At 73.2% G+C, this 14,522-nt stretch carries 16 protein-coding genes and 1 tRNA gene; 2 read left to right on the top strand and 15 right to left on the bottom strand.

Annotation, left to right across the window (positions count from 1 at the left end):
- Positions 1 to 16: 16 nt before the first annotated feature.
- The 4 genes from ACWH4W_RS18500 to ACWH4W_RS18485 all read right to left on the bottom strand — a co-directional run bounded on the left by ACWH4W_RS18500 (position 17) and on the right by ACWH4W_RS18485 (position 3,350).
- Positions 17 to 850 (bottom strand): carbohydrate ABC transporter permease, encoded by an 834-nt coding sequence (locus ACWH4W_RS18500; RefSeq protein WP_473076822.1) that lies wholly within the window; start codon positions 848 to 850, stop codon positions 17 to 19.
- A complete protein-coding gene (locus tag ACWH4W_RS18495) occupies positions 850 to 1,770 on the bottom strand; it encodes a carbohydrate ABC transporter permease (protein WP_473077542.1) in 921 nt (306 codons plus the stop codon). The genes ACWH4W_RS18500 and ACWH4W_RS18495 overlap by 1 nt, the downstream gene beginning before the upstream one ends.
- Positions 1,771 to 1,775: 5 nt before the next feature.
- Positions 1,776 to 2,996: an ABC transporter substrate-binding protein gene (locus ACWH4W_RS18490; protein WP_473076821.1), complete on the bottom strand. Its 1,221-nt coding sequence runs from the start codon at positions 2,994 to 2,996 to the stop codon at positions 1,776 to 1,778.
- 280 nt (positions 2,997 to 3,276) lie between these two features.
- A tRNA-Pro gene (locus ACWH4W_RS18485) sits at positions 3,277 to 3,350 on the bottom strand.
- Positions 3,351 to 3,499: 149 nt separating this feature from the next.
- On the opposite strand from ACWH4W_RS18485, the gene ACWH4W_RS18480 reads away from it, so the two are divergent.
- Together ACWH4W_RS18480 and ACWH4W_RS18475 are read left to right on the top strand one after the other, a co-directional pair.
- A complete protein-coding gene (locus tag ACWH4W_RS18480) occupies positions 3,500 to 4,207 on the top strand; it encodes a transketolase (protein WP_473076820.1) in 708 nt (235 codons plus the stop codon).
- A gap of 48 nt (positions 4,208 to 4,255) precedes the next feature.
- Positions 4,256 to 5,173 (top strand): transketolase family protein, encoded by a 918-nt coding sequence (locus ACWH4W_RS18475; protein WP_473076819.1) that lies wholly within the window; start codon positions 4,256 to 4,258, stop codon positions 5,171 to 5,173.
- A gap of 130 nt (positions 5,174 to 5,303) precedes the next feature.
- Here the strand turns inward: ACWH4W_RS18475 and ACWH4W_RS18470 are convergent, their stop codons facing one another.
- The 11 genes from ACWH4W_RS18470 to ACWH4W_RS18420 all read right to left on the bottom strand — a co-directional run bounded on the left by ACWH4W_RS18470 (position 5,304) and on the right by ACWH4W_RS18420 (position 14,269).
- Positions 5,304 to 5,663 carry an MmcQ/YjbR family DNA-binding protein gene (locus ACWH4W_RS18470; RefSeq protein WP_473076818.1) on the bottom strand — a complete coding sequence of 120 codons (360 nt, stop codon included), beginning with the start codon at positions 5,661 to 5,663 and terminating at the stop codon, positions 5,304 to 5,306.
- Between the two features lie 30 nt (positions 5,664 to 5,693).
- Positions 5,694 to 6,230: a GNAT family N-acetyltransferase gene (locus tag ACWH4W_RS18465; RefSeq protein WP_473076817.1), complete on the bottom strand. Its 537-nt coding sequence runs from the start codon at positions 6,228 to 6,230 to the stop codon at positions 5,694 to 5,696.
- Complete coding sequence (locus ACWH4W_RS18460) at positions 6,227 to 6,808, bottom strand: helix-turn-helix domain-containing protein (RefSeq protein ID WP_473076816.1); 582 nt, start codon at positions 6,806 to 6,808, stop codon at positions 6,227 to 6,229. Before ACWH4W_RS18460 ends, ACWH4W_RS18465 begins: the two co-directional genes overlap by 4 nt.
- A gap of 43 nt (positions 6,809 to 6,851) precedes the next feature.
- Entirely contained in the window at positions 6,852 to 7,757 is a 906-nt protein-coding gene (locus ACWH4W_RS18455) for a LysR family transcriptional regulator (protein WP_473076815.1), read from the bottom strand.
- 36 nt (positions 7,758 to 7,793) lie between these two features.
- Entirely contained in the window at positions 7,794 to 8,993 is a 1,200-nt protein-coding gene (locus tag ACWH4W_RS18450; RefSeq protein WP_106411339.1) for a glycine C-acetyltransferase, read from the bottom strand.
- 27 nt (positions 8,994 to 9,020) lie between these two features.
- Complete coding sequence (tdh, locus tag ACWH4W_RS18445; protein ID WP_416753771.1) at positions 9,021 to 10,052, bottom strand: L-threonine 3-dehydrogenase; 1,032 nt, start codon at positions 10,050 to 10,052, stop codon at positions 9,021 to 9,023.
- A 184-nt stretch (positions 10,053 to 10,236) separates the two neighbouring features.
- Entirely contained in the window at positions 10,237 to 10,809 is a 573-nt protein-coding gene (locus ACWH4W_RS18440) for a GAF domain-containing protein (RefSeq protein ID WP_473076814.1), read from the bottom strand.
- Positions 10,810 to 10,868: 59 nt separating this feature from the next.
- Positions 10,869 to 11,498, bottom strand: a complete 630-nt coding sequence (locus tag ACWH4W_RS18435; protein ID WP_416753775.1) for a GTP-binding protein — start codon at positions 11,496 to 11,498, stop codon at positions 10,869 to 10,871.
- On the bottom strand, positions 11,476 to 11,847 hold the full coding sequence (locus tag ACWH4W_RS18430) for a DUF742 domain-containing protein (RefSeq protein WP_416756727.1): 372 nt from the start codon (positions 11,845 to 11,847) through the stop codon (positions 11,476 to 11,478). The genes ACWH4W_RS18435 and ACWH4W_RS18430 overlap by 23 nt, the downstream gene beginning before the upstream one ends.
- 2 nt (positions 11,848 to 11,849) lie before the next feature.
- Positions 11,850 to 12,284, bottom strand: coding sequence for a roadblock/LC7 domain-containing protein (locus ACWH4W_RS18425; protein WP_473076813.1), 435 nt, complete (start codon positions 12,282 to 12,284; stop codon positions 11,850 to 11,852).
- 56 nt (positions 12,285 to 12,340) lie between these two features.
- Positions 12,341 to 14,269 carry a sensor histidine kinase gene (locus ACWH4W_RS18420; RefSeq protein WP_473076812.1) on the bottom strand — a complete coding sequence of 643 codons (1,929 nt, stop codon included), beginning with the start codon at positions 14,267 to 14,269 and terminating at the stop codon, positions 12,341 to 12,343.
- Positions 14,270 to 14,522 lie beyond the last annotated feature (253 nt).

Genomic DNA, 14,522 nt, shown 5'->3' with positions numbered 1-14,522 from the left:
CTCCTTGCCGTCGGGCTCATCCCTTGACCGCGCCGGAGGTGAGGCCGGCGACGATCCGCCGCTGGAAGAGCAGGACGAAGATGATGATCGGGACGGTGATCACCACGGCGGCCGCGGCGATCGATCCGGTGGGCTGCTGGAACTGCGAGCTGCCGGTGAAGAACGCGATCGCGGCGGGCACCGTGCGCGCGGACTCGGTGGAGGTCAGCGAGATCGCGAAGAGGAAGTCGTTCCAGCAGAAGATGAACACGAGGATGGCGGTGGTGAACACGCCCGGCGCGGCGAGCGGCACGATGACCATCCGGAACGCCTGGGCGGGCGTCGCCCCGTCCACCTTGGCGGCCTTCTCCAGGTCCCAGGGGATCTCCCGGAAGAACGCCGACAGCGTGTAGATCGCCAGCGGCAGCGAGAAGGTCATGTACGGGATGATCAGCCCGGGCCAGGTGTCGAAGATGCCGATGCGCCGCTCGATGTCGAACAGCGGGGACACCAGGGAGATCGGCGGGAACATCGCGATCAGCAGCGACATCCCGATGAGCACCTGCTTGCCGGGGAACCGCAGCCGGGCCACGGCGTAGGCGGCCATGGTGCCGAGGATGACGGCGATCACCGTGGCGATGAGGGCGATGCCGATGGAGTTGACCAGGGCGCGGGTGAACTCGGAGGTCCGGAAGATCCCCCGGTAGTTCTCCAGGGTCCAGTCGGTGGGGATGTAGTTGCCGTCGGTGAGGGTGCTGGGGTCCTTGAACGACAGGGCGACGATCCACCACACCGGGAACAGGGCGTACAGCACCACCACGACGTTGACGACGCCCCATCGCGTCGCGTGCGACCTGCCTGCGGCGGCCATCAGCGCTTCACCTCCGCGCCCGGTGCGGCGGCGCCGAACAGCTTGACGAAGGTGAAGGCGATGATCCCGACGCAGAGGAAGATCAGGACCGAGATCGCCGACCCGATGCCCAGGTTCAGCGCGGTGAACAGGTTGTCGTAGCCGAGGATGGACAGGGATCCGGTGCCGTGGGCGCCCGCGGTCAGGACGTAGATGTTGTCGAAGATCCGGAAGGCGTCCAGGGTGCGGAAGAGGAGGGCGACCAGGATCGCCGGTTTCATCAGCGGCAGCATCACCTTGGTGAACCGCTGCCAGGGGGTGGCTCCGTCGACCATCGCGGCCTTCAGTGTCTCCTCGGGGACCAGGGCGAGGCCGGCGAGCAGCAGCAGCGCCATGAACGGGGTGGTCTTCCACACCTCGGCCAGGATGATCAGCCACAGCGCCGGCCACTGCTCGGTGAGCGGGGCCTCCCCGCTGGGCAACAGCTCGGCGAGGTAGCCGAGTTCGGGGGTCCAGGCGTACTGCCAGGAGAACGCGGCGACGACGGTGACGATGCCGTACGGGATGAGGACGGCGGTGCGGACCGTGCCGCGCGCGAAGATCGTGCGGTGCATGACCAGGGCGAGGCCCATGCCGAGGACCAGCTCGATGGCGACGGACACGACGGTGAGGAACAGCGTGACCCAGAAGGCGTCCCACCAGAACGGGGAGGTCAGCACCGCCCCGTAGTTGCTCAGGCCGATGAACTCGGCGCGGTCGGGGAACCGCAGGTCGTAGCGCTGGAGGGACAGGTGGACCGCGTAGCCGATCGGGTAGGCGGTCACGGCGAGCATGACGGTCACGGCCGGCGCGCACAGCAGCCAGCCGAGCCGCCGTTCCTGCCGGGCGCCGGCCGACGGCGCCCTCTTGGCCTTCGTCTCGTCCTTCGCCGGCTCTGCCATGGTGCTCACGGGATCACACCCTCGGATCGCAGGGCCTCGTCGATCTGCTCCCTGAGGGTGGAGACCGCGCTCTCCGGCTCGATGTCGGAGGGCGGGGACAGGGTGTGCGAGACGACGATCGACACGTTCTGGTAGGCGGGGGTGAGCGGCCGTACGCTCGCCGACTCCAGGGAGGCCAGGACCTCCTTGGAGAAGGGGTACTCCTTCATGAACTCCGGCTCGTCGTAGAGGGCGCGCAGGGTGGGCGGCAGTCCGCCCTTGAGCGCCGCGGCGAGCTGGTTCTCCCGGTTCCGCAGGCACAGGGCGGCGTCGAAGGCCAGGTCGGGGTGGCGGGAGTAGGCGCTGACGGCGAGGTCGATGCCGCCGATGGTGGGCCGGGAGGGGCGGTCGGCGTCCACGCGGGGGTAGACCGCCCAGCGGAAGTGCTCGAACAGCTCGGGGTTGTTGCTCCTCATGGACGGATAGACGAAGGGGTAGTTGACCTCGAAGGCCGCCACCCCCGACTCCATCGCCAGCCGGTTCTGGTCCTCCATCTGGTTGGGCAGGGAGGGGTCGGCGGCCGGTGAGCGGGCGAGGTCCCGCATGATCGAGGCGGCCCGCACGGCGGGCGGACCGAGGGACGGCTCGGTGGCGCTCGGGTTGAGGATGGCGCCGCCGGCGCTGTTGACCAGGGAGTTGAACCAGACGGTGAGGCCCTCGTACTGGGCGCCCTGGATCTCGACGTAGTGCGGCTTGCCCTGCCGGGCCAGGTCGCGGGACATGTCCAGCATCTCGGCCCAGGTCGTGGGCGGGGTGGGCACCAGGTCCTCGCGGTACCAGAGCAGCTGGATGTTGGTGTTGTACGGGACGGCGTAGAGCTTGTCCTTCCAGGTCGCCGTCCGCAGCGGCACCTCGAGGGTGCCCTCGGTGGCCCGGCGCTCGTTCTCGCCGGTCCACTCGCGGATCCAGCGGGCCTCGGCGAACTCGGCGGCCCAGGTGATGTCGAGGCCGAGGATGTCGAGGGAGTCGTCCTCGGCGGCGAGCCGGCGCACCAGCTGCTCGCGCTGGCCGTCGGCCTCGCGGGGCAGCCTGTTGTAGACGATCCGGTAGCGGCCCCCGGACTCACGGCTGCACCGGTCGGCGGCCTCCTGGAGGGCGCCGGAGTCGTCGGGGAAGTTGTACCAGTTGAGGGTGGGGCGGGATCCCTCGTCGTCACCGCCGCAGGCGGCGAGCGTCGAGGCGAGCACGGTCAGGGCGAGCAGCGCCCGCGCGCGTCGCGGCCTTCTGTGACGTCCGCACCTCGCGTGCACTCGCTCCACACCCCATTTCCCAGGCGGTGCCGCGGACGTCCGGGACCGCGACGGTGTCTCCCGGCGGAACGTTAGAGAGCGGAGAAAGCGACATCAAGGACATACGCGGACGATTCGCCCGGCTGCGTCGAGCACAAGAGGGGGGTCGGCACGGGAGGAGGGACACGAAAAGAGGCCGCCTCGAGTGATCCCGAAGCGGCCTCCGACGTCCGTCACGTCGGGACGACAGGATTTGAACCTGCGACCCCTTGACCCCCAGTCAAGTGCGCTACCAAGCTGCGCCACGTCCCGTTACCCGTCTGACCTGGGGTTTCCCCCGGCCGAACGCGCACGGAAACCATACCGCACTCGGCGCGGTGATCGCGCATCCGTTTCCTCGCGCCCGACACCTCCGGGTGACACTTGACCTCAAGTTTACTTGAGGTCGCACGATCGACAGCATGACGATCACCGAACAGCACACACAGACGTACGGATACACCGAGCTCCCTGGCCTGATGGAGCTGATGACCGGTGACGAGAAGCACGGACCGGCGGCGACGTCGACGCTGGACGTGCTGTGGGTGCTCTACGACCGGGTGCTCCGGGTGGACCCGGGGAGCGCGGACGACCCCGGGCGGGACCGGTTCCTGTTGTCGAAGGGCCATGGGCCGATGGCGTACTACGCCGTGCTCGCCGCCAAGGGGTTCCTGCCGGTGGACTGGCTGCCCGGCTTCGGCTCGTACGACTCCCCGCTCGGTCACCACCCGGACCGGACGCTGGTGCCGGGCGTGGAGATCGGCAGCGGATCGCTGGGGCACGGGCTGCCGATCGCGGTGGGCACGGCTCTGGGGCTGCGCGCGCAGGGCCGGCCCGGCCCCGCGGTGTGGACGCTGATCGGGGACGCCGAACTGGACGAGGGCAGCAACCACGAGGCGATCGCCTTCGCCGGTCCCGCGGGCCTCGACCGGCTGCACACGGTCGTCGTCGACAACTCCTCGGCGTCCTACGCCCGTCCGGGCGGGATCGCCGCGCGGTTCGAGGCGGCCGGGTGGTCCGCCCGCACGGTCGACGGCCGCGACCACGAGGCGCTGTACGCCGCGTTCACCGCCCCGCACCCGGGCAGGCCGCACGTCGTCGTCGCCCGGGTCGAGCCCAAGGACGCATGAGCACCCGACCCCGTTCCCGTCACCTCACGCAACGAAAGGACGATCCCCGTGGACAGCATGCGTGATCGTTTCGCCCCTGTCGTCACCCGGCTGCTGGACGAGGACCCGCGGGTCGCCGTGGTCCTCGCGGAGGTCGGCGTGGACCGCTTCGGCGAGGCGCTGCGCCGCCACCCGGACCGGGTGGTCAACGTCGGCATCCGGGAACAGCTGCTGGTCGGCGCGGCGTCCGGCATGGCGCTGACCGGGCTGCGGCCCGTGGTGCACACCTTCGCCAGCTTCCTGGTGGAGCGGCCGTTCGAGCAGGTCAAGCTGGATCTCGGGCACCAGGGCGTGGGCGCGGTGCTGGTGAGCGCCGCCGCGTCCTTCGACTGGCCCGCCGGCGGCTACACCCACATGGCGCCGGGCGACGTGGCGCTGCTCGACACCCTGGACGGCTGGACCGTGCACGTGCCGGGTCATCCGGACGAGGCCGAGACGCTGCTGCGGCGCGCGGTGGCCGCCGGTGACGACAAGGTGTACGTACGGCTGTCGCTGCAGTCGAACGCGGCCGGCCGGCCCGTGGACGGGCGGCACTTCCTCACCGTCCGGGAGGGCCGCGCGGGAGTGGTGGTCGCGGTGGGGCCGATGCTGGACCCCGTGCTCGCGGCGACGGCGGGCTTGGACGTCACCGTGCTGTACGCCACCACGGTCCGCCCCTTCGACGCGGCCGCGCTGCGCCGGGCCACCGCGACGGCGGGGACGGACGTCGTACTGGTGGAGCCGTATCTGGCGGGCACCTCGACGGGCGCGGCGAACGACGCGCTGGCCGACGTGCCGCACCGGGTGCTGGGGCTCGGCGTGGGCCGGGGGGAGCTGCGGCGTTACGGGCGGTTCGACGAGCACCTCGCGGCGCACGGCCTGGACGCGCGGTCGCTGCGCGCACGGATCACCCGGTTCACCGCCGGGGGCGTGCCCGTCGGCGTCTGACCCGCCGCTCGGGCACGGGACACGCGCGGTGCGGCCGCCGGGACCCCCCTCCGGACCCGGCGGCCACGCATGACCGGGATGGTGCCACGGGGCACTGACAACCGGATGGGGCCGCACGGCCCCGAAGCCGTCAGCCCTCCGGCGGCAGCCCCAGCCGGGGGTGCGCCTCGAGCAGCCGGGACGGCGCCGCCTGCCGCCAGGAGTCGGCCAGGATGTCGCGCAGCTCGCCCTCGTCCTCCAGCGCCGCCAGCCGGACCCTCACCCAGGCGAACTGCGCCTCATGGCCGGCGATCCAGAACTTCTCCGGCTCGGCGAGGGCCAGTTCGTCCCGCTCCTCCTTCGGGCAGCGCACGGCTATGGACGTCTCGTCCTCCGGCACGGTGGCGAACATCTTCCCGGCGACCCGGAACGTGGGCATGCTCCAGGCGGTCTTCTCCGTCGTCTCCGGCAGGGACAGGGCGATCCGTCGTACGTCTTCGGCATCCGGCATGGCAGGCACGGTAGCGGCCGCCACCGACAATCACCCGGGGGGAGGCGACGACAGCCGCTTGCAGTAGAGCGTCGTGGGCCGCAGCACCCCGCCCGGGTCCGCCGCGTAGTCCGGGATCGTCCCCACCTCGGTCCAGCCGGACGTGCGGTACAGCCGCTCGGCCGGGCTGCCGGTCTCGGTGTCCAGGTGCAGCAGGGTGATGCCGTCCGCGGCCGCCGCCTCCTCCGCGACCGCCAGCAGCCGGCGGCCGAGTCCCTTCCCGCGGGCCGTGCGGTGCACCATCAGCTTCACCAGCTCCGCCCGGTGCCCGCCGTTGGGCTTGTCGGCGGGCAGGGCGAGGCTCACCGTGCCCAGCACCCGGCCGGGTTCCTCGTACGCCGTCCACACCGTGAGCCGGCCGGCGGCGACGGACGCGCACCGCTCCGTCCACCAGGCGGTCGCGGCCGCGCGGCCGAGCGGGGCGAGGAAGCCGACGGACGCGCCCCCGTCCACGGTGTCGGCCAGCAGCTCGGCCAACGCGTCGGTCATGCCCAGCAGCCGGGCGGCGTCGGGGCGTTCGACGATCACGGCCGCACCACCGCCACTACGTACCGGACGTCCTCGGGGCCGGGGCAGCGGAAGCGGGTGGGGCCCCACACGCGCAGGCGGAGGCAGTCGCCCTCGCCGAGGCGGTGCTCGGTGTCCCCGTCGGTGACGGCGAGGGCGCCTTCGAGCACCCAGATGTGCTGTTCCAGGCCGGGGACGGGCGGCCGGTCGTAGGGGATGTCCGCGCCGGCGGTCAGGCGTCCCTCGACGAGTTCGCCGCGCAGTCCCGCGTGCGGCGGGGACACGGAGCGGCGGACGAAGCCGGAGGCCCTGTCCTGCCACACCGGCTGGCCGGCGGCGCGCACCACGGGCGCGGGCTCCGCCTCGATCTCACTGAGCAGCTGGGACATGGTGCGGCCGTAGACGGCGCAGAGGCGGTTGAGCAGGGAGGCGGTGGGGCTGGTATCGGCCCGCTCGGCCCGGGACAGCGTGGACCGGCTGACTCCGCTGCGTTCCGCCAACTCCCCCAGGGACCAGCCGTGTTCGGCTCGTAGCTCGGCCAGCCGGGCGCCGAGGCGCACATCGACGGGATCGGGGGCGGCCCGTTCCTCATGTTTCATATCCGGGACGATATCCCGGATATGAACGTCTCGGAAGGGGCGCTCAGGCGTCCTCGGCGGCCGCGCGCAGCGCGTCGAGCACCGGGCGGATCAACGGGTGCCCCTCCGCACCCCGGCGCACGGCGGCGAACACCCGGCGCGTGGGCGCCACCCCGTCGACCGGACGCACCACCACACCCGTGAGGTCCATGCCGCGCAGCGCCGACCGGGGCACCAGGGCCACGCCCACGTCGGCCGAGGCGAGGGCGACGACCGCGCGGAAGTCGTCCGAGGAGTGTTCGAGACGGGGCTGGAACCCGGCGTTCTCGCAGGCCAACACGACCACGTCATGGCACGGGTTGCCGGGGTACGGGCCGATCCAGGGGTCCTTGGCCAGCTCCGCGAGCGGCACCTCGGGACCGTCGGCCAGCCGGTGGGTGACGGGGACGACCGCGTCGAAGGGCTCGGCGTACAGCGGGACGTGGGTGAGGCGCGGGTCGTCGGCGGACGGCGCCCCGCGGTACTCGACCGCCACGGCGACGTCGACCTGCCGGTCCAGGACCATCGGCAGGCTGGCGTCGCCCTCGGCGTCCCGCACCCGGATGCGGATGCCGGGCGCGGACCGGGCGAGACGGGTCACCGCGGGCACGACGACCTGCGCGATGCCGGTGGCGAAGGCGGCCACCGTGACGGTGCCGGCCTCCCCCGCCCCGTACGCGGCCAGCTCGGCCTCGGCCCGCTCCAGCTGGGCGAGGACCGCGTGGGTGTGGCCGAGCAGGATCTCCCCGGCCGGGGTCAGCCGTACGCCCTTGGCGCCGCGCTCGACCAGGCGGTGGCCGGTCTCCTGCTCCAGCGCGGTGAGCTGCTGGGAGACGGCCGAGGGGGTGAGGTACAGCGCGGCGGCCGCCGCGGTGACCGTGCGGTGGTCCGCCACCGCACGGAGGATGTGGAGCCGCCGCGCTTCGATCATGGGATCGATTGTCTCAAACGGAGCGGAGCGCGACGCTCAGCCGTCGAGCTCCGCACGGGCCGCGACGAAGGCGTCCACGGCGCGGTTCACGTCGTCCGTGGAGTGCGCCGCCGAGAGCTGGACGCGGATGCGGGCCTGGCCCTGCGGCACCACCGGGTAGGAGAAGCCGATCACGTACACGCCGCGCTCCAGCAGCAGCTCCGCCATGCGTCCGGCGCGGGCGGCGTCGCCGATCATCACCGGGGCGATGGCGTGGTCGCCGGGGAGGATGTCGAAGCCCTCCTCGGTCATCCGGCGGCGGAACAGGGCGGTGTTCTCGGCCAGCCGGACGCGCAGGTCGTCCGCCGACTCCAGCAGGTCGAGGACCTTCAGCGAGGCGGCGGCGATCACCGGGGCGAGCGTGTTGGAGAACAGGTACGGACGCGAGCGCTGGCGCAGCAGGGCGACGATCTCCGCGCGGGCGGCCACGTAGCCGCCGGAGGCGCCGCCGAGGGCCTTGCCGAGCGTGCCGGTGATGATGTCGACGCGGTCCATCACCCCGTGCAGTTCGGGCGTGCCCCGGCCGCCGGGGCCGACGAAGCCGACGGCGTGCGAGTCGTCGACCATGACCATGGCGCCGTACTGGTCGGCGAGGTCGCAGATCTCGTCGAGCGGGGCGACGTAGCCGTCCATGGAGAAGACGCCGTCGGTGACGATCAGCGTGCGGCGGGCGCCGCCCTCGGCGGCCTCCTTCAGCCGGCGCTCCAGGTCCGCCATGTCGCGGTTGGCGTAGCGGAAGCGGCGCGCCTTGGACAGCCGGATGCCGTCGATGATCGACGCGTGGTTCAGCGCGTCGGAGACGACCGCGTCCTCCGGGCCGAGCAGCGTCTCGAACACTCCGCCGTTGGCGTCGAAGCAGGAGGAGTAGAGGATCGTGTCCTCCTGGCCGAGGAACGCCGACAGCCGCGCCTCAAGCTCCTTGTGCACCTCCTGGGTGCCGCAGATGAAGCGGACGGACGCCATGCCGTAGCCCCAGCGGTCCAGGGCCTGGTGGGCGGCGGCGATCACCTCGGGGTGGTCGGCGAGGCCCAGGTAGTTGTTGGCGCAGAAGTTGAGGACCTCGCCGGGGCGGCCGCCGGCGGTGACGTTCACGGTCGCGGACTGCGGGGTGCCGATGACGCGCTCCGGCTTGTGCAGGCCGGCGGCGCGGATCTCGTCGAGGGTGGCGCGCAGGTCGTCGCGCACGGTGTCGAACATGACGGGGCTCCTGAGAAGGCAGATGGGTTACGCGGTCCAGTCGAGGATGACCTTGCCGCCCTTGCCGCCGGCGGCGTCCTCGAAGGCGGCCTCGAAGTCGCGGTGGGCGTAGCGGCCGGTGATCACGGGGGCGAGGTCGAGCCCGCCCTCCAGCAGCACCGACATGGCGTACCAGGTCTCGAACATCTCGCGGCCGTAGATGCCCTTGATGGTGATCATCGAGGTGACGACGCGGGCCCAGTCGACCGGGAACTCCTCGGCGGGCAGGCCCAGCATGGCGATGCGGCCGCCGTGCGTCATGTTGGCGATCATGTCGCGCATCGCCTCGGGGCGGCCGGACATCTCCAGGCCGATGTCGAAGCCCTCGCGCAGGCCGAGGGCGTGCTGTCCGTCGGCGATCGTCGACTCGGCCACGTTCAGTGCCAGCGTCGCGCCGATCTTGCGGGCGAGCTCCAGGCGCTCCTCGCTGACGTCGGTGACGACGACGTTGCGCGCGCCGGCGTGCCGGGCCACCGCGGCGGCCATCAGGCCGATGGGTCCGGCGCCGGTGATCAGGACGTCCTCGCCGACGAGCGGGAAGGACAGCGCGGTGTGCACGGCGTTGCCGAACGGGTCGAAGATCGCGGCGACGTCGAGGTCGACGGGGACGCGGTGCACCCACACGTTGGTGGCGGGGAGCACGACGTACTCGGCGAACGCGCCGTCGCGGCCCACGCCGAGGCCGACGGTGGCGCGGCACAGGTGGCGGCGGCCGGCCAGGCAGTTGCGGCACTTGCCGCAGACCAGGTGGCCCTCGCCGCTGACCCGGTCGCCGGGCTTGATGTCGTCGGGGACGTCCCGGCCGGTCTCCACGACCTCGCCGACGAACTCGTGCCCGAGGACCAGCGGGGTGTCGATGGTCTGCCGCGCCCAGCCGTCCCAGTTCCGGATGTGCAGGTCGGTGCCGCAGATACCGGTGCGCAGCACCTTGATCAGCACGTCGCCGGGTCCGACGGCGGGCTCCGGGACGTCCATGAGCCACAGCCCGGGCTCCGCCTTCTCCTTGACCAGCGCCTTCAACGCTACGGCTCCTGAGGGTGAGTCCCGGGTCCGGGCACGCCGAAGCGGCCCGGTCCGGGAAGAGGAGTGGAATCGCACTGCAATCTGCCGTACGACACCCTCGCCGGTCCATCGAGGATTTCTTAAGCGCGGCCACAGCTTTGCTTCACGCGTCACCCGTCCGGGCGCGGGCGCGCCCCTCGCTTCACAGCAGGCCGTCGCTCTCGCGGCGCTCCAGCCGGGTGACGAGTTCCGCGGCCTGTGCCTTGATGGCGGCGAGGCCGGGCTGTCCCCAGCCGCGGGGCCGGACGTCGCTGACCGCCACGGTGCCGAGCACCATGCCGGTGCCGTCGGTGAGCGGCGCCCCCATGTAGGAGCGGACGCCGAACTCGTCCACCACCGCGTTGCCCGCGAACCGCGGGTAGTCGTTGACGTCCTCCAGCACCAGCGCCCTGCCGCGGGCGATCACGTGCGGGCAGAAGCCGTGGTCGCGGGGGAGAGCCCGGCCCAGCAGGGCGCCGGTGCCGTCGCCGCGGAGGGCCGGGGGGACGCCCGGGGTGTGCAGGCCCGCGAAGAACTGCCCGTGCTCGCCGGGGAGGTTGACCACGGCGTAGGGCGCCCCGGTGAACTCGGCGAGGCCGCGGGCGAAGGCGTCGAGTTCGGGATCGGGGTGCTCCCCCAGTCCCAGCCGGCGCAGCCTGCGGGCGCGCTCCGGCGCCTGCCGGTCCTCCGGGGTGAGCAGCAGCCGACCGGCCGGGCGGGGCGGGTCGTAGCTCATGGGCGGGCTCCCGGGGCGTGGGCGACGTTCATGGAGGGGCTCCGTGAGGGGTGCGGGGGTCACATGGGGGCGCCGTGCCCCGTGGGTGTGGCGGGGGCGTGCGCGATGAGGTGGCGGACGAGGGTGAGCAGGGTCTGCACGCCGGAGCTGGAGATCCGGGCGTCGCAGGGGACGACGGGCACCTCCTCGGGGAGGTCGAGGGCGGCCCTCACCTCCTCGGGGGCGTAGCGGTGCGCGCCGTCGAACTCGTTGACGGCCACGATGAATCCGAGGCCCCGCTGCTCGAAGAAGTCGACCGCGGCGAAGCACTCCTCCAGGCGCCGGGTGTCGGCGAGGATCACCGCGCCGAGCGCGCCCTCGCACAGCTCGTCCCACATGAACCAGAAGCGTTCCTGGCCGGGCGTGCCGAACAGGTACAGCACGTGTGCGGCGTCGAGGGTGAGGCGGCCGAAGTCCATGGCCACGGTGGTCTCCACCTTGTTCTCGATGCCGTCGAGCCGGTCGGTGGCGGCGCTGACGGTGGTCAGCAGTTCCTCCGTGCTGAGCGGCGCGATCTCGCTGACCGCGCCGACGAAGGTGGTCTTGCCCACCCCGAACCCGCCCGCCACCAGGATCTTGAGGGCGGTCGGGAACAGGTCGTCGCCGTGCCCGGCGCCGCCGGCCCGGTCAGAGCTGTCGTCGTAGTCCATCGAGCACTGCCTCCAGAAGGGCCCGGTCCGTGGGGTGGTGGTGGAACGCGGGGGGTTTGTCGGTCAGCGCCCCGCAGTCGACGAGGTCCGCCAGCAGCACCTTGGTGACGGCCACCGGCAGCCCGAGGTGGGCGGCGACCTCGGCGACCGGGACGGGGGCGCGGCACAGGTCGAGGGCCTGCGCGTGCTCGGGGCCGAGGTAGCCGAGCGGGGTGACGCCGGTGGTCCGCACCTGCGACATGAGGTCGAGGGCGACGGTCGGCCGGGTCCGGCCGTCGCTGACCGTGAAGGGGCGCACCAGTCGGCCGGCCGCGTCGTCGAGCCACGGCCCGTCACCGGCCGTCCGCACGCTCAAGGCCTCATCGCCGGGGGCTCGGCACCCTGCTGCCGGGGGGCGGTCATCAGGTACGGCCGGACGGACTTGACCAGCATCGCCATCTCGTAGCCGAGCACCGCCGCGTCGGCCTCCCGGCCGGCCGTCACCGCGAGGCAGGTGCCGGACCCGGCGGTGGTGACGAACAGCAGGGTCGAGTCGAGTTCGACGACGACCTGCCGGACCTCGCCGCCGTCGCCGAAGCGGACGCCGGCGCTGCGGCCGAGGGAGTACAGGCCGGAGGCGAGGGCGGCCATGTGGTCGGCGGCGTCCGGGTCGAGGCCGTGGACGGACTTCACCAGTCCGTCGCAGGACAGCAGGACGGCGCTCCGGGTGTGCGGTACCCGTTGCACGAGGCCGCTCATCAGCCAGTCGAGGTCGGAAACCTGGGCGGTCGGCGCATCGCTCGCCATGGTGGATCGACTCCTTGGGGTACGAAGGTCTGCGGGAGCGCTGGGGGTGGGGGTGGTCATCCGGCGGACGCGCTCCCGTCGTGCCGGGCGGTGTGGTCGGTGCGGGGCGCGGGCACGGCCGGCCGCGCGGGCGCGGGGGGCTCCGGCCGGGACTCCGCGAGGCTGATGCCCCGTTGGAAGGCCGCCATCAGCTGGGGGTCGTGGCCGGCGACGTGCTCGCCGTCCTGCCGGGGCGCGGGCCCGTCGCGCAGCTGCGGCGCGATGTGTTCCTGGGCGCGGCGGCGGGGCAGTCGCGGTTTGCTCATCGTGCCGCGCACCGGGGTGGCGCGGGGCACGAGCGGGGCGGGTCCCGGGTCCCCGGCGCCGTCGTACTCGTCGTACCCGTTGTGCCCGGCGTGCCCGGCGTGCCCGTCCTGGTGGACGCCGGGCACGGCCTCGGCGGGAGTGGGGCGTGCGGTACGGGCGCCGCGCAGGGGCAGCGGCGGGGGTACGGCGCCGTCGTCGGGGCGGGCGGCCGGGATGAGGGGCGGCGCGGGGGTGGGGGCAGGGGGGTTTCCGGCCGGGACGGTCCCGGCTGCGGGGGCGTGCGTCACCGTGTCCGCCGGAGCCGGGGCGTCCGCGTGGGTGTCCACCGGGGCGGGCGCGTGACGGGCCGTCGGAATCTCGCCGGTGTCCGCCGGCGGCAGTACGGCGTCCGCCCCGGACGCCCCCGTCACGGCGGCCGGTCCGCCGCCGAGCAGGGACTGCGGGACCACCAGCACGGCCTGCACACCGCCGTAGATGTTGGTCTGCAGCCGGACGTGGATGCCGTGCCGCCGGGCGAGCTGGGAGACCACGAACAGGCCGATCCGGCCGTCGGCCAGCAGGCTGGCGACGTGCACCTGGTCGGGGTCGGCGAGCAGCGCGTTCATCCGGTCCTGCTCGCCGACGGGCATCCCGAGGCCGCGGTCCTCGACCTCGACGGCCAGTCCGGAGGTGACGAGGCTGGCCCGCAGCAGCACCTGGGTGTGCGGGGCGGAGAACACCGTGGCGTTCTCGACGAGTTCGGCGAGCAGGTGGATGACGTCGGCGACCGCGTGCCCGCGCAGGGTGCCGTCGACCGGCGGCACGAGCTTGACCCGCGAGTACTGCTCGACCTCGGCGATCGCCGAGCGCAGCACCTCGGTCATGGGCACCGGGTTGCTCCACTGCCGGCGGGAGACGGCCCCGCCGAGCACGGCGAGGTTCTCCGCGTGGCGGCGGATGCGGGTGGCGAGGTGGTCGACGTGGAAGAGCCCCTTGAGCAGGTCGGGGTCCTCCATCTCGTTCTCCAGCTCGTCGAGGAGGGAGATCTCGCGGTGGACGAGGGACTGCAGTCGCCGGGCGAGGTTGACGAACACCTCGAGCTTCTGTTCGCTGCCGGCCTGGCTGGAGAGCTGCGCCGCCCGCACCACGGCGGTGACGGCGCCGTCGTGGGCGCGGGCGAGGTCGGCCGCGAGCTGGTCGAACTCGTCGCCGTCGCCGGCCGGTTCGGTGCGCCGGCCGCGCGGGGGCGGCGGCTCGCCGGTGCGCAGCGCCTCGACGAGCACGTGCAGGTCGGCCTCGCGCCGTGCGGTGCCGCGTCGCAGAGCGCCCACACGGTCGTGCACGGAGCGGGCCGCGCGCTCGGCGGCCACGGCGGCGATGACGATGCCGGCGAGTGCCACGGCGGTGGCGCCGCCGAGCACCGCCCACAGCGCCCCGGTCGGCCGCACCCCGCTGGAGCGGACGGTGAACAGCACGGCGGCGCAGGCGCTCAGCGCCACCGCGACGGGCGGCAGCACGGCGAGACGGAGGAGCTGGGACCGTAGGGGCGACTCGGGCGGACCGGGCGCGGGGCGGGCCGGCGGACGTCCGTGCCGTCCCCCCTCGCGCCGCTCCGGCCGGGCCGCGGTGCCGTCGCGACGTGCGCCGGGGCCGGTTCCGGGAGCCTCGGGGGCCGCGCCGCTCCCGGGCGCGCGGGCCACGACCGTGGCGCCGGCCGGTCCCGAGCGGCGGGGCCCCTCGCCCCGTCGGCTCCCTCGTCCGCCTTGTGGCTGCACGTGCCGGTCCCCGCTCCCTGATCCCGATTCCTACGTCCCCTACGACGCGCCCCCCGGCGCGAGACGTCCTGCGGCATGAGCCGTCGCGAGACGTCACGCCGGGCGACCGACACTCACCGTAGTCGCCAGCGCATCATGTGCGGTGGGCAGTTGACAAACTCGTGCGGACAGCATCGCG

This window comes from Streptomyces sp. DSM 120436 (assembly GCF_055778765.1).
Note: the sequence above shows the minus strand (reverse complement) of the source record. Positions and strands in the feature narration are given on the sequence as shown.

What these genes read in the sequence shown, in the direction of transcription:
- ACWH4W_RS18425 (WP_473076813.1), bottom strand. Translation starts at nt 12,284, where the DNA reads ATGGCGAGCGATGCGCCGACCGCCCAGGTTTCCGACCTCGACTGGCTG.
- ACWH4W_RS18500 (WP_473076822.1), bottom strand. Translation starts at nt 850, where the DNA reads ATGGCCGCCGCAGGCAGGTCGCACGCGACGCGATGGGGCGTCGTCAAC.
- ACWH4W_RS18480 (WP_473076820.1), top strand. Translation starts at nt 3,500, where the DNA reads ATGACGATCACCGAACAGCACACACAGACGTACGGATACACCGAGCTC.
- ACWH4W_RS18460 (WP_473076816.1), bottom strand. Translation starts at nt 6,808, where the DNA reads ATGAAACATGAGGAACGGGCCGCCCCCGATCCCGTCGATGTGCGCCTC.
- ACWH4W_RS18440 (WP_473076814.1), bottom strand. Translation starts at nt 10,809, where the DNA reads ATGAGCTACGACCCGCCCCGCCCGGCCGGTCGGCTGCTGCTCACCCCG.
- ACWH4W_RS18455 (WP_473076815.1), bottom strand. Translation starts at nt 7,757, where the DNA reads ATGATCGAAGCGCGGCGGCTCCACATCCTCCGTGCGGTGGCGGACCAC.
- ACWH4W_RS18495 (WP_473077542.1), bottom strand. Translation starts at nt 1,770, where the DNA reads ATGGCAGAGCCGGCGAAGGACGAGACGAAGGCCAAGAGGGCGCCGTCG.
- ACWH4W_RS18450 (WP_106411339.1), bottom strand. Translation starts at nt 8,993, where the DNA reads ATGTTCGACACCGTGCGCGACGACCTGCGCGCCACCCTCGACGAGATC.
- ACWH4W_RS18470 (WP_473076818.1), bottom strand. Translation starts at nt 5,663, where the DNA reads ATGCCGGATGCCGAAGACGTACGACGGATCGCCCTGTCCCTGCCGGAG.
- ACWH4W_RS18435 (WP_416753775.1), bottom strand. Translation starts at nt 11,498, where the DNA reads ATGGACTACGACGACAGCTCTGACCGGGCCGGCGGCGCCGGGCACGGC.